Here is a 13,889-nt window from a genome sequence, read left to right as displayed (position 1 = left end):
CTGTTTAAATCTATGCTGCTGGCAGGATTATGGAGTTACACAGGCCTTGCAAGTGGTTCTTTGGCGTTCATGCGTATAATCAGTTAAAATATTGGCTTTATTATTGAATGGCGTTAGGTATGTTGACGGGCAGTTTGGTCGCAATTGTGACCCCGATGTTTGAAGATGGTCGTTTGGATCTGGACGCACTCAAAAAGCTGATCGACTTTCATGTCGATGCCGGTACGGACGGTATTGTGATTGTCGGGACGACCGGTGAGTCGCCCACCGTAGACGTAGACGAGCATTGCCTGCTGATTAAAACCACGGTGGATTATGTCGCCAAGCGGGTGCCGGTGATTGCCGGTACTGGTGCTAACTCTACCGCTGAAGCCATTGCTTTAACTGCCAAAGCCAAAAGTTTGGGGGCGGATGCCTGCCTGCTGGTCGCGCCTTATTACAACAAACCTTCACAAGAGGGCTTGTATCAGCACTTTAAAGCAGTGGCTGAAGCCGTCGATATCCCGCAAATTTTATACAATGTGCCTGGCCGCACCGGGTGCGACCTGAGCAATGACACGGTGTTGCGCCTGGCGCAGCTCCGCAACATCGTCGGCATCAAAGATGCGACAGGGGGCATTGAGCGGGGCACTGATTTGCTGCTGCGCGCACCATCAGATTTTGCGGTCTACAGTGGCGATGATGCCTCAGCACTGGCGCTGATGTTGCTGGGTGGCAAAGGGGTTATTTCCGTGACGGCGAATGTGGCACCGAAACTGATGCACGAAATGTGCGTGCAGGCCTTGAGTGGCAATCTGGTTGCCGCCAAGGCGGCCAATGCCAAACTGTTTGCACTGCACCAGAAACTGTTTGTTGAGGCCAACCCCATCCCCGTGAAATGGGTATTGCAACAAATGGGCTTGATCGGTACCGGGATTCGTCTGCCGCTGGTCAATTTGTCGGGCCAGTATCATGAAGTATTGCGTCACGCCATGCAGCAGGCAGAAATCGCCGCTGTTTGAGCGTGCAAAGACTAATTTAGGATAAGGCTAGTGAAACACATGAGTCATGTATGGTTACAACGCGCAGTGCTGTTCAGTCTGGTGACTGTGTTGGCCGCCTGCGATTCTATCCCGTTTATGAACAACAGTTCGGACTACAAGGGGGCCAGTCGTTCCAAGCCACTTGAAGTGCCGCCTGACCTGACGTCGGTCCGCACCAGCAGCACCTACAATGTGCCAGGTGCCACCAGCTATTCGGCTTATAGCCAAAACCAGGAAGCGCAAGAGCAGAATGGTCCGCAGCCCGTGCTGGCTGACATGAAAAATGTGCGTATGGTCAAAGCGGGGTCCCAGCGCTGGCTGGTGGTGAATGCGCCACCGGAAAAAATCTGGCCGCTGGTGCGTGATTTCTGGCTGGATCAAGGCTTTGCCGTCCGTGTCGAGAATCCTGAGCTTGGGGTAATCGAGACAGAGTGGTTGCAGTCGGATGCCATCAAGCCCAAAGAAGACAACCGTGGGTATGGCGAAAAGTTTGATGCCTGGTTGGATAAGCTCTCCGGCTTTGCTGACAGACGTAAGTTCCGTACCCGTTTGGAGCGTGGCGAAAAAGAGGGTACCACTGAAATTTATATGACGCACCGTACCGTTGCCGGTGCGCCAGATGATGGCAAAAACTACGTCACCACTCAGTTAGGGGTGATTGATACCGGCTATCGTCCGAATGCGGCCGATAACAAGAATAATGCAGGGAAAGAGTTTGATGCTGATCTGGATGCGGAGTTGTTGCGCCGGATGATGGTCAAGCTTGGTCTGGATGAGCAAAAAGCCGATCAGGTCATGACGCAGGCGGTTTCGGACAAGCGCGCCGATGTGGTGAAAGAGCCGGACCAGAGCGTGACGCTCAAACTTAATGAGCCGTTTGACCGTGCATGGCGCCGTGTGGGCCTGGCGCTGGACCGTATTGGTTTTGTGACCGAGGATAAAAACCGCTCTGAAGGTATTTTCTATGTGCGTTATGCGGATACGGATGCTGAGGACCCGATCAAGCAGAAAAAAGGCTTGCTGGAGCGCTTGAAATTCTGGAGCAGTGACGATGACGAGAAGAGTAATGCACCGACCGAGGTTAAAGCCGGTGATAAAAGCAAATTCTGGAAAGGCACGTCCGATGGTGACAAGTCGAGCAAGCAATACCATATCCAGGTGCTGGAAAATGCCGATGACACCACCGATGTGTATGTGTTGACGCCTGACAACAAACGCAATACCTCCACTACGGCAAACCGCATTATTTCGCTGTTGTATGATCAATTGAAATAAGCGGGTCCGCGCGTGCGATTTGCATCATTGGGCAGTGGCAGCGCAGGCAATGCCACGCTGGTAGAAGCCGGGGAAACCCGGCTTTTGCTTGACTGCGGCTTTAGTGTCAAGGAAACCGTGCAGCGTCTGGCGCGCTTGCAGTTGGCCCCTGAGCAACTGACAGGCATCCTGGTGACGCATGAGCACGACGATCATGCGCGAGGCGCGTTTAAACTGGCTGCACGCTACCAGATCCCCGTCTGGCTCACGCATGGCACCTACCGCATGTGCGAGCGCTATTTGCCTAGCCAGGCGGTGAAGATACAGCTGATTGATGCCCATACGCCATTTGCCCTGCAAGACATAGAAGTCCATCCCTATCCTGTGCCACATGATGCCCGCGAACCCGCACAATTTGTGTTTACGGATGGCGCGCACAAGCTGGGGGTGCTCACAGATGTCGGCAGTGTGACCCCGCATATCGTGGCCATGCTACAGGCGTGTGATGGCTTGCTGCTTGAGTGCAATCATGATCTGGAGATGTTGCGCACCGGGCCTTATGCACACTCGCTGAAAAAGCGGGTAGGTGGCTGGTTGGGGCATCTGGACAATCAATCCAGTGCCCAACTACTGAGTCAGCTGGACAACCGCCGCCTCAAGCATCTGGTTGCTGCGCATTTAAGCGAGAAAAATAATACGCCTGCCTTGGCCAGGCAGGCGTTGAGTGAAGTCTTGCATTGTGCCAGTGACTGGATAGGCATTGCCCATCAGGCTGAGGGACTGGACTGGCGCGACTTGTAAGGCGCGCCAGTCCAGTCCGCCTAACTTAGTGCCACACGACCACTAGTCTAGCACCATGATTTGCTCTGAGAGCCTGATCATGCGTTCCACGGGCGTCACCCAGACAATGCCATCTCCCACATTGCCGGTATGGGCCACCTCGACGATGGTTTGCAAGATACCCTCTACCAGGTCATCCGGCACCACCATATACAGATAGACTTTAGGGCTGTAATCGGTGAGCTCCTCACGTACCCCTGCACTTGGTTTTTGCAGGTGTGGACCGCAGCCTTCCATTTTGTGGACGGACATGCCGGGGAAGCCTTTGATATTGCGCAAGGCCGAGCGGATTTTAGGTAATCTCGCTGGTTGTACAACCGCTTTGATTTCTTTCATAAACAGTCACCCTGAATATTTTTACGTCGCTTGTTTCGGCATGGATTATGCCTCTATTTTGCTTTCTTCAAACTTACGGTACAAGGTTGGCACCACAATCAGTGTCAACAAGGTTGAAGTGATCAAGCCACCAATGACCACGATCGCCAATGGCCGCTGTACTTCTGAGCCTGGGCCGGTGGCAAACAGAAACGGCACCAAGCCTAGCATGGCCACCGTGGCCGTCATCATGACTGGTCGGAACCGTTGCGCGCAGCCCTTGCGAATCGCCTCCAGTTGACTCAGGCCTTCATCACGCAAGGTGCGGATATAAGACACCAGCACCACGGCATTGAGCACTGCAATCCCCCACAGGGCAATAAAGCCGACAGAGGCCGGGACTGATAAATATTCGCCGGTGACAAACAAGGCAATCACGCCGCCAATCGAGGCGAATGGCAGCACCAGAATTATCATGGTGGCAAAGCGTATCGACTGGAACAGCAAGAAAAGCAAGAAGAAAATCGCCGCAATGGTGACTGGGATAATAATCATCAGGTGACCCATGGCCCGCTCCATGTTCTGGAACTGGCCACCATACTCAAGGTAGTAACCATCGGGCAATTGCAGGCGCTGATCCAGCACTTGTTGCAGCTCCGCCACAAAACCACCCAGGTCACGGTCTTTCACGTTCACCCCGATGACAATACGGCGTTTGGCCAGTTCACGGCTGATCTGCGCCGGGCCATCCTTCACTTCAATATCGGCCACATCGTCCAGCGCCACGCGCGAGCCGTTAGGGGAGGTCAACATAATGTTGCGGATGGCTTCTTCATTATTACGGAAAGATTCTGGATAGCGCACTGCGGCTGAAAATCTGCGTTGTCCCTCAAAAATCTCGGTGGCGATTTTGCCGCCTATGGCTGTTTCAACGATGTCATGCACATCGGCAGTGTTGATGCCATGACGGGCAATCGCCTGACGGTCAATCGTAATATTCAGGTATTGTTGCCCGGAGACTTTTTCTACCTTGATTTCTGTCGCGCCTTTGACTGTGCCGGCAATCTTGGCAATTTCGTCCGCTTTTTGTTTCAGCATATCCAGATCTTCACCGAAGATCTTGACGGCAACATCGGCCCGTACCCCAGTCAGCAACTCATCCACGCGGTCAGAAATAGGCTGCGCCATGATGATTTGCACGCCCGGGATGTACTTCTCAAGCACTTGTCGCATTTTTTCCGCAATATCATCCTGTGTCCAGCCTTCCGGCCATTCATCACGCGGTTTCAGGCTGATAATGGGGGTGGACTCGTTTTGAGCCTGCGCGTCGGCCGGACTTTCACCACGGCCGAGGCCGGAGATGGCAGACTTGACGCCCGGCACTTGCTCCATGATCAGCTTCATCGCCTTGTTTTCCATTTTCATGGATTCTTCGAGCGAAATATTAGGGACACGGTTAATGCCCGGCACAATCGAGCCTTCTTTCATTTCTGGGATAAAAGAAGTCCCCAAAAACGGGAATAGCGCAATGGTGCCAATAAATAAAAGCGCCGAGAAAGTAATGGTTTTTTTCTCGTTATTGAGTACCCAGTTCAGAGCGGATAAATAGGGTTGCTTGATCGTCTGTATCAGCTTGGTATCTTCACCGCTCCCGCCTTTTAACACATAGGAGCACAGCGCTGGCGTCAGGGTCAGCGACAAGATCAGCGACACAAACAGGGCAATGGCAATGGTGTAGGCCAGAGGCGCGAACATTTTGCCTTCCATGCCTTCCAGTGTCATCAATGGCAAGAACACCAGGATAATAATGCCTACGCCAAACAAGACGGGTGTCGCCACTTCCGTGGCAGCTTCCAGTGCCACGCGAATCCGGCTTTCGTCTTTACGGTGCCCCAGGTGGTGAAACGTATTTTCAACCACCACGACTGATCCATCGACCATCAAGCCAATGGCAATCGCCAGTCCGCCCAATGACATCAGGTTGGCAGAAATCCCGTAATGGTTCATCACCATAAAGGTAATTAGTGGCGTCAGCACCAGCGTGCCGACCACAATCAGGCTGGAACGCACGTCGCCCAGGAACAGGAACAGAATCACAATCACCAGAACAATGCCTTCAATCAGCACTTTGGTAACAGTGTGTAGTGCCGCATCCACCAGTTCGCTACGATCATAATAAGGCACGATCTGCAAGCCATGCGGCAGCATGCCTTTGCTGTTGATTTCTTCTACTCGCGCCTTGATGCGGCTGACCACTTCCTTGGCGTTGCCGCCACGCATCATGATGACAATGCCACCCACGGATTCGGTATCACCATTTTTCAGCACCACGCCGACGCGCACTTCATGGCCTATGGTGACTTCTGCGACATCGCGGATATAGACCGGGATGCCGTTTTCTTCCTTGAGCACCATATTGCGGATATCGTCCAGGTTTTGCACCAGGCCCACACCGCGGATCAGGTATTGCTCGGCATAGTGGGGCAGAATGCCGCCGCCACTGTTGGCGTTATTACGCGCTAACGCTTCATACACATCTTTGAGCTTGATCGAAAAATGCGTCATGCGGTCAGGATTGACCAAGACCTGATATTGTTTAACGTAACCGCCTTGAGAGTTAATCTCGGCCACGCCGGGGATACCGCGCAGCAATGGGCGCACGACCCAATCCTGGATGGCGCGTCTTTCGGTCAGGTCTTCACGCGTCAGTTCTTTTTTGCCATCACTGGGTTTGTCCAGCGTGAATTGATACACCTCCCCCAAGCCAGTGGAGACCGGCCCAAGAATAGGCGTCACGCCTTGAGGCATACGCTCCATGACTTCCATCAGGCGTTCCATCACCAATTGTCGGGCGAAATACACATCGGTGCTGTCAGTGAAAACCAGCGTAATCAGCGACAGGGCGTTTTTATTCACCGATCGCATTTCAGTGAGGCCGGGCAGGCCGGTCATGGCGATTTCCAGCGGTACGGTGATAAACCGCTCAACTTCTTCCGGAGATTTTCCGGTGGCCTGTGTCGCAATCATGACCTGAACGTTGGTCACATCAGGAAATGCGTCGACAGACAGTTTTTTAACGGCAAATAAACCGGCGCCAATCAGGGCGATGGCAAGCACCAACACAATCAGGCGCTGCTTGAGCGCGCTGCGAATTAAAGACTCAATCATGCCTTACTCCATTTCTTTGCGCTTACGCTCGTTATTGACGTGAAAAGCGCCATCCAGCACGATTTGGTCACCAGCTTGCAAGCCCTGTAATACTTCCCGGTAACCCTGATAGGTTCTACCGAGGGTGACAGGCATCAGTTTGTATTGCGTTGGTTTCATGGTTTGCACAAAAACATGGTCTGCATTGTTTTCACGCACCACAGCCGTCGCGGGTACAGCCACAACTTTTTCCGGTTTAGCCTCGAGTAGGATGGTGATCAGCATGTCTGGCTTTAACAGCATTTTGCTATTATCGATATTGGCACGCGCCATCACGGTCCGTGTGGCCGGATTAACAATATCGCCCACAAACGCCAGCTTGCCGGTCAATTCGGCATCGCCCAGAGCCGGTACCTCAATATTGATGGTTTGGCCTTCGCTGATATGTGCAATTTGCTGTTCAGGAATCTCGGCAACCGCCCAGACATGCGATAAGTCTGCAATCACAAACAGTTCTTCGGCCGGGGCGACGACTTGCCCCAGTCTGGCATTACGCGCGATGACCGTGCCGGTGATTTTTGAATTGACCTGGCTGGTAGACATGCCGCTATTGGCCAGACCCAGCTGTGCGATGGCATTAGGCGCCATGCCAAGGACCAGTAACTGGTCGCGGGCAGCATTGACCTCTGCATTGGCGGCATTGAGCTCACCTTCACGGCGCTGCAATTCGGCCGGGCTGATTACGTCGGCTTCAAGCAATTGCTTGGCGCGGTCAACGGCCTTTCTATGCAATTGCATCTGCTGGCTGGCTTTAATATAACTTAGTTGATACTGCGCCAGCTCTGTACTTTTGATGGTGGCCAGGCGCTGGCCTGCTTTAACTTCGTCGCCCAGATTGACATCGAGTGTACTGATACGACCGGTAATCGACGCCCCTGCACGCGATTCATATTGTTCATCCACCTGGATACGGCCAGGGATGCGCAAAGTATCGACGAACTGTACTTCGGTGACCGGACCGGCCTTGACGTTGGCTTGTAATTCTTTGGTCAAGGTGACCAGGCTAGGGTCGACGACTTCTTTTTTTTCTGCAACCGGGACAGGTTTTTCTGAGCACGCGGTAGACATCACAGCCAGCGCGGCGACCAGTAAAGTTGAAAATAACACACGAGACATGACCATCCCCTTAAGGTTGTACCAAATCGGAACCGATGAAACGTTCGATTTGCAAGACACTGAAAAAATAATCGAATTTGGCAATCAGGTAGTCCCGTTTGACTTCACGATTGACGCGTTGTGCATCCAGATACTCCAGAATGCCGCGTTCTCCGAATTTATAAGCCGCTTCAGCGCGACTCAAGGTTGCCTGCGATTGTTGCAACAAGCCGTTTTCAAACGCTTTTAGCTGGTTGCTGGCAATCACGGTCCGTTGATAGGCGCTGTCTATCTCCTTACGCAGCAACAGTTGCTGCTGCTTGATGTTGGCATTGGCTTCCTCAATCCCCGCCACTGCTTGTGCTATCTGGCCTTCGCGCCGGTTCCAGACCGGTAAAGGCACCACCACGCCTACTCTTAAGGTATTCAGGTCAGGGTCTTGCGTGAAGTCTGACTTCACGGTCACCCCGGGGAAACGAAGCGCCTGCTCCAGCTTGAGTTTGGCTTCAGCACTGTCCCTGGCGCTCTGCAGCTGTTGCAGGTAAGGATTGTTCTCCGCCGAACGTCTCAATTCGGTGATGTCGGGTAGGTTCGAGATGGTAGGTAACTGCCGCTTGATCTCAAACGCGTCAGGCATATTGCCGATCATGCCATGCAACATGGCTTTGGCTTCGTCAATTCTGGTTTGTGCACTGGCATAGTCACGTTCAGTAGCCAGTAATTCAGTATCCGCCTTGATCAATTCATATCTGGCAGCTTCGCCTATTTCAACTTTGCGTTTGACGCGGCTTTGTACTTGCTGCAGTAACGCAAGGTTTGCGCCCAGCATTTCCATAATCTGCTGGCGGAGTAAGACATTCAAATAAGCCGCTTTAATCTGGTTACGCAAGTCAAAGCTGGTAGTGTGGATGCCTTTCTCGGCGTAATTAAACTGCTGCTCAGCATATTCACGACGGGAGGCGCGTGTGCTAAGAAAGTCCAGTGGCTGGGAAATGGTCACGCCATAGTTCTGGTTGGTCGTACCTGGGGCATTACGATATCTGGCAGGTCCCGCCATGATTTCCAGGTCTGGATTATAGTAAGAACGCGACACGGTGACGCCAGCGGCAGCAGCTGCCGTTTGAGCTTTACTCACTGCAATGGTGGGATTCTCAGCCACGGCTTTGTCCAGCAGCATTTGCAAGTCAAAAGTTTGGCCTTCGGCCAGTGCGAGGGCGGGCAGGCTACACAGCCATCCCAGCCAGTATAAGGTTCGCCAACGAATACAAGACAACATAATGATCCTCATGACAGCGTGCTGTTGACAGCACTCTGTGAATACATATGACACCTGCGTCACATCCTGAGGATGCGCGCAGGCACGACGTCTTTAAACGGATTGCGGAGGCCGGTCTAGCCAGAAGGATAAGAGCAAGTGATAGGAAGAGGATTGATGTTCGGGAGGATGGAACTGGGTTTTATGTAATGGGTAACTGAATCCGGGGAGCAGGATTTTATCAATGTCGATTTCGGCAATCTCAAGCATGTCTACCGAGTTGCTCACCTCTCCAAAGTCCGCAGACAACGCGTCATCGGATGCATTAGCCAGGCTCGCGACTGTAGTGACGGCGTTGTCAAGCAAGCCGGTCTCGAGCAAGGTAGTGGTGGCCGCCGGTTCGGCGGCCGTTGTTTGCAGTGCAAACAGCAAACACAACACATGTAGAAAATAAAAAATCTTTTGCATGTACAAAATCAGTTCTGTCAGGCAATTCATTGATAGCAATAACTATACCAGCAATTTGCATATCCCTAACGTATTGATTTTAAGCCTGGCTGAAACAAAACACGGGGGCCAGGCAGCAATCGCATGACTCGTGTCCATGGTTTTTTTGCACTAAAGCAGTGCAAGAAACACAAAAGCCACCGTTTAGAGTGGCCTTTGTGCGATGAAAGTTCAATCCAAATCAGGCTGAAACAGTTTCCTCTTTAAAATTCAACTGAATCTGGTCATGTTCATCAATATCAATATGGACCTGACCACCATCATTTAGCTTACCAAACAGCAATTCATCGGCCAGCGCTTTGCGGATCGTATCCTGGATGAGGCGTGCCATCGGACGCGCACCCATGAGTGGATCGAAGCCTTTTCTGCCCAGATAAGCCTTAAGCTCATCACTGAAGGTGACATCCACTTTTTTCTCATGCAACTGATCTTCAAGCTGCATCAAGAACTTGTCTACCACGCGCAGTATGACTTCCTGGTTCAAGGCACTGAACGACACGGTCGCATCAAGACGGTTACGGAACTCAGGGCTGAACAAGCGCTTGAGGTCAGCAGCTTCATCGGTGCTGTCCTTGCTGTTGGTAAAGCCTATGCTGGCTTTGGACATGCTTTCTGCACCCGCGTTAGTCGTCATGATAATGGTGACATTGCGGAAATCCGCCTTGCGGCCATTGTTATCTGTCAGTGTGCCATGATCCATCACCTGCAACAGAATGTTGAAGATGTCAGGATGGGCTTTTTCAATTTCATCCAACAGCAATACGCAGTATGGTTGCTTGGTGACCGCCTCAGTCAACAAACCGCCCTGGTCAAAGCCGACATAGCCCGGAGGCGCACCAATCAGGCGGGAGACGGCGTGACGCTCCATATACTCGGACATATCAAAGCGCAGCAACTCAATGCCCAGGATGTAAGCCAATTGTTTGGCCACCTCGGTTTTACCGACCCCGGTGGGACCCGCAAACAGGAAGCTGCCAATCGGCTTGTTGCCATTGCCCAAACCGCTGCGAGCCATTTTGACGGCAGAAGACAATACTTCGATCGCCTTGTCCTGACCAAACACCACTGCTTTGAGATCGCGTTCCAGCGTTTTGAGCGCATTGCGGTCATCACTGGAAATATTTTTGGGCGGAATGCGCGCAATCTTGGCAATAATTTCTTCAATCTCTTTATTACCAATAATTTTTTTCTGCTTGCTCTTGGGCAGAATACGCTGGGCAGCTCCTGCTTCGTCAATCACGTCAATCGCCTTGTCTGGCAAATGACGGTCATTGATGTATTTGGCAGACAATTCAGCGGCCACGGTCAAGGCGCTGGCACTATATTTCACGCTGTGATGCTCTTCGAAGCGAGTTTTGAGGCCTTTGAGAATTTCAATGGTCTCAGCCACGCTAGGCTCTTGCACGTCGATTTTCTGGAAGCGACGAGACAAGGCGTGGTCTTTCTCGAAGATGCCACGGTATTCCTGATAAGTGGTCGCACCTATGCACTTGAGTGAACCGTTGGAGAGCGCTGGCTTGAGCAGGTTGCTGGCATCCAGCGTGCCACCACTGGCAGAGCCGGCGCCAATCAGTGTGTGGATTTCATCAATAAACAAAATCGCATCCGGTTTCTCGGACAATTGTTTCATGACGGCTTTCAAGCGTTGCTCGAAATCACCACGGTATTTGGTGCCAGCCAACAGCGCGCCCATGTCGAGCGAGTACACGGTGGCATTTTCCAGCACTTCTGGAATTTCTTTGTTGACGATGCGTGAAGCCAGGCCTTCTGCAATCGCAGTTTTACCTACGCCTGCCTCACCCACCAGCAGCGGGTTGTTTTTGCGGCGACGGCACAATGTCTGGATCACGCGCTCAAGTTCCAGGCCACGCCCAATCAGCGGGTCAATTTTGCCCGCAACAACTTGCGCATTGAGGTTCAGGGTGAAGTTTTCGAGAGCGCCGGTGCTGACACTTTCACCTTCAGTTTCCTGTTCGCTGCTGCTGGATTTTTGCTCGTTTTCCTGGATTTTTGCCACGCCATGTGAAATGAAGTTGACCACATCCAAGCGAGTCACACCTTGCTGATGCAGGAAGAACACGGCATGCGAATCTTTTTCGCCATAGATTGCGACCAGGACATTGGCCCCCGTCACTTCTTTTTTGCCGGAGGACTGCACATGCAGCATGGCGCGCTGGATGACGCGTTGAAAGCCAAGCGTCGGCTGCGTGTCAACCTCATCGCTGCCAGCCACTGTCGGCGTGTGTTCTTCAATATATTGGCTGAGTTCGCTACGCAGGGTATCAAATTTGGCACCGCAAGCACGCAGGACTTCAGCGGCTGTCGGGTTATCTAACATAGCCAATAACAGATGCTCAACCGTAATCAATTCGTGACGCTTTTGTCTCGCGTCCATAAAAGCCATGTGCAGGCTAACTTCAAGTTCTTGAGCAATCATGATGACTTTCCTTAATACACAACACTACAAAAAACGCCGGATTCACAACAGCAACCCTTCGCTAACTGGCAAAAACGATTTGTTTTCTTGTTATCGTGCTTTTTTCAAAAAAATTCAATGCCCCAATCGTACTATTTGCTCAAGTTTAAATGAGTCAAACTGAATGAAACCATGTATTCACATGCTACCACTGCTGCTGATGCTTTGAAGCGCAAGAATGTCAGCGTATTTGCCCGATATTCTTGCGATGCTTAACTCCGGCTCCAACCCTGTGTTACGCCGCTTCAATGACGCATTGCAAGGGATGTTGCGCTTCTCTGGCTGACTCCAGCACCTGGTGCATTTTGGTTTCGGCTATGTCTTGTGGGTATACACCGCATACGCCCACACCCTCGGTATGTACTTTGAGCATGATTTGCGTCGCTTGTTCGCGGGTCTTGCTAAAAAAACGCTCAATCACTGCCACCACAAACTCCATTGGGGTGTAGTCATCATTGAGTAACAACACCTTGAACAGTTCGGGAGGTTTGGGTTTGGCAACTTGAGGGGCTACCGCCAAATCACTATCACGCTTGGGTCTTGCCATAGTTTCGTATACCTGTCTTAGGACTTATTTTGCGCCTTGTATTAAAAAATTCAAGTGCTGGATACGGAAGTTAGCCGTGTTTTAAAGATAAATTTTGACGCGCTTGACGATACGGTCCTGCGCTTCCAGGATTTCGAGCCGGTGATCACCGATCTTGAAGCTGGTATTCTGCTCGGGAATATCCTCAAAGTGCTCCAGAATCAGTCCATTCAATGTACGTGGACCATCGGTAGGCAACGAGAGTTTCAATTTGCGGTTGAGATCGCGCAACAGACTGCTGCCATCAACCAGCCAGCTGCCATCTTCATGTTGATGAAACTGGCGTTCATGTTCTGGCGTTTGAGTGGTGAACTCACCGACCACTTCTTCCAGAATGTCCTCCAGTGTCAGCAGGCCTTTGAATTCGCCATATTCATCTACCACCAGCGCAATGCGTTCATGGTGCTTCTGGAACTGCTGTAACTGGGTATACAGTGGCGTGCCAGAAGGGATGTAGTAGGGCAGACTCATGGCTGCCTGCAGCAACGCTTTGGTGGGCGCCTGGCCGGTATGGAAGTCGCGCAGGAGCGGCAGTACTTTGCGCACATGTAAAATGCCAACAATGTCTTCATGATCGCCCTGGCGTACTGGCAGCCGAGAGTGGTGGCTACGCACCAGTTGTTCCATGATTTGCTCAATCGGATCATCGAGGTCGATGAATTCCACCATGGTGTGCGCCGTCATTGCATCGTCGACAATAATGTCTTCCAGATCAAGCAAGTTGAGCAAAATGGTCCGGCTTTGTGACGGGATATATTGTCCGGCATCGCTGACAATGCTGCGTAGTTCTTCAGAGGTTACCGCTTGGGCCTGCTCGTCAAAGTTAACGCGTACCCTGAGTATTTTCAGGAAGGCTTTGACAAACAGATTGACAAACCAGACCACGGGCGTGAATAACCATAATAGCGGGTAGAGCAGGTAACTGCTGGCAAAGCCCAGTTTTTCGGCATGGGCAGCGGCAATCACTTTTGGCGAAATCTCACTGAACACCAGAATGGCAAAAGTGATGGCCAGCGAGCCAAACATCAACACATAGTCGCCCTCACCAAACAGGCGCTCGGAAATAATCACTTCCAGCGTCGAGGAGCCCACAATACAAAACGTGTTGCCCAGCAGGATGGCACCCAGAGTTTTGTCGGTTTGCGCAATCAAGCGGCTTGCCAGTTTAGCCCCGCGGTGACCTTCTTTGGCCAGATGTCGCATGCGGTAACGGTTCAGCGACATCAAACTGGTTTCGGCAATAGAGAAAAAGGCCGTAAAAGCCAGCAACAGCAGTAGCAGGAAAATCTGCCAGCTTAAGGGGATATTGTCCAAGGGGGCGACGATAAAAAC

The 13,889-nt window shown here is 51.9% G+C and carries 11 protein-coding genes; 3 read left to right on the top strand and 8 right to left on the bottom strand.

From position 1 onward, the window contains the following. Positions 1-119 precede the first annotated feature (119 nt). Genes dapA through AACH41_RS11560 form a run of 3 tightly spaced genes read left to right on the top strand, consistent with a single transcriptional unit; the run spans position 120 to position 3,077 of the window. Positions 120-1,001 carry a 4-hydroxy-tetrahydrodipicolinate synthase gene (gene dapA, locus AACH41_RS11570; RefSeq protein WP_194748626.1) on the top strand — a complete coding sequence of 294 codons (882 nt, stop codon included), beginning with the start codon at positions 120-122 and terminating at the stop codon, positions 999-1,001. Between the two features lie 39 nt (positions 1,002-1,040). Next, positions 1,041-2,297 carry an outer membrane protein assembly factor BamC gene (gene bamC, locus AACH41_RS11565; RefSeq protein ID WP_338655242.1) on the top strand — a complete coding sequence of 419 codons (1,257 nt, stop codon included), beginning with the start codon at positions 1,041-1,043 and terminating at the stop codon, positions 2,295-2,297. Positions 2,298-2,309: 12 nt separating this feature from the next. Then, positions 2,310-3,077, top strand: coding sequence for an MBL fold metallo-hydrolase (locus AACH41_RS11560; RefSeq protein WP_275356280.1), 768 nt, complete (start codon positions 2,310-2,312; stop codon positions 3,075-3,077). Between the two features lie 42 nt (positions 3,078-3,119). Here AACH41_RS11560 and AACH41_RS11555 read toward each other — a convergent pair whose 3' ends face one another. From AACH41_RS11555 to AACH41_RS11520, 8 genes are all read right to left on the bottom strand, one after another. Next, positions 3,120-3,452 (bottom strand): P-II family nitrogen regulator, encoded by a 333-nt coding sequence (locus AACH41_RS11555; RefSeq protein ID WP_275356279.1) that lies wholly within the window; start codon positions 3,450-3,452, stop codon positions 3,120-3,122. Between the two features lie 45 nt (positions 3,453-3,497). Then, positions 3,498-6,599 (bottom strand): efflux RND transporter permease subunit, encoded by a 3,102-nt coding sequence (locus AACH41_RS11550; protein ID WP_313985728.1) that lies wholly within the window; start codon positions 6,597-6,599, stop codon positions 3,498-3,500. A gap of 3 nt (positions 6,600-6,602) precedes the next feature. Continuing rightward, on the bottom strand, positions 6,603-7,754 hold the full coding sequence (locus tag AACH41_RS11545) for an efflux RND transporter periplasmic adaptor subunit (protein WP_338655236.1): 1,152 nt from the start codon (positions 7,752-7,754) through the stop codon (positions 6,603-6,605). 10 nt (positions 7,755-7,764) lie between these two features. After that, positions 7,765-9,009 carry a TolC family protein gene (locus AACH41_RS11540; RefSeq protein WP_194748620.1) on the bottom strand — a complete coding sequence of 415 codons (1,245 nt, stop codon included), beginning with the start codon at positions 9,007-9,009 and terminating at the stop codon, positions 7,765-7,767. A 93-nt stretch (positions 9,010-9,102) separates the two neighbouring features. Next, on the bottom strand, positions 9,103-9,456 hold the full coding sequence (locus tag AACH41_RS11535; RefSeq protein WP_194748619.1) for a hypothetical protein: 354 nt from the start codon (positions 9,454-9,456) through the stop codon (positions 9,103-9,105). A 220-nt stretch (positions 9,457-9,676) separates the two neighbouring features. Beyond that, positions 9,677-11,932 carry an ATP-dependent Clp protease ATP-binding subunit ClpA gene (clpA, locus tag AACH41_RS11530; protein WP_194748618.1) on the bottom strand — a complete coding sequence of 752 codons (2,256 nt, stop codon included), beginning with the start codon at positions 11,930-11,932 and terminating at the stop codon, positions 9,677-9,679. Positions 11,933-12,206: 274 nt separating this feature from the next. After that, positions 12,207-12,518, bottom strand: coding sequence for an ATP-dependent Clp protease adapter ClpS (clpS, locus tag AACH41_RS11525; protein WP_194748617.1), 312 nt, complete (start codon positions 12,516-12,518; stop codon positions 12,207-12,209). A gap of 81 nt (positions 12,519-12,599) precedes the next feature. Further along, positions 12,600-13,871 carry a CNNM domain-containing protein gene (locus tag AACH41_RS11520; RefSeq protein ID WP_338655231.1) on the bottom strand — a complete coding sequence of 424 codons (1,272 nt, stop codon included), beginning with the start codon at positions 13,869-13,871 and terminating at the stop codon, positions 12,600-12,602. Positions 13,872-13,889: the final 18 nt, after the last annotated feature.

Origin of the sequence: Methylophilus sp. DW102, from assembly GCF_037076555.1 — a bacterium.
In the GTDB taxonomy this organism is placed as follows: Bacteria; Pseudomonadota; Gammaproteobacteria; order Burkholderiales; family Methylophilaceae; genus Methylophilus; species Methylophilus glucosoxydans.
The sequence above is the reverse complement of the archived record's forward strand: the minus strand, read 5'-3'. Positions and strand labels throughout refer to the sequence as shown.

Coding starts and splice junctions, on each gene's coding strand:
- dapA (WP_194748626.1), top strand. CDS start 120: ATGTTGACGGGCAGTTTGGTCGCAATTGTGACCCCGATGTTTGAAGAT.
- bamC (WP_338655242.1), top strand. CDS start 1,041: ATGAGTCATGTATGGTTACAACGCGCAGTGCTGTTCAGTCTGGTGACT.
- AACH41_RS11555 (WP_275356279.1), bottom strand. CDS start 3,452: ATGAAAGAAATCAAAGCGGTTGTACAACCAGCGAGATTACCTAAAATC.
- AACH41_RS11550 (WP_313985728.1), bottom strand. CDS start 6,599: ATGATTGAGTCTTTAATTCGCAGCGCGCTCAAGCAGCGCCTGATTGTG.
- AACH41_RS11545 (WP_338655236.1), bottom strand. CDS start 7,754: ATGTCTCGTGTGTTATTTTCAACTTTACTGGTCGCCGCGCTGGCTGTG.
- AACH41_RS11540 (WP_194748620.1), bottom strand. CDS start 9,009: ATGTTGTCTTGTATTCGTTGGCGAACCTTATACTGGCTGGGATGGCTG.
- AACH41_RS11535 (WP_194748619.1), bottom strand. CDS start 9,456: ATGCAAAAGATTTTTTATTTTCTACATGTGTTGTGTTTGCTGTTTGCA.
- clpA (WP_194748618.1), bottom strand. CDS start 11,932: ATGATTGCTCAAGAACTTGAAGTTAGCCTGCACATGGCTTTTATGGAC.
- clpS (WP_194748617.1), bottom strand. CDS start 12,518: ATGGCAAGACCCAAGCGTGATAGTGATTTGGCGGTAGCCCCTCAAGTT.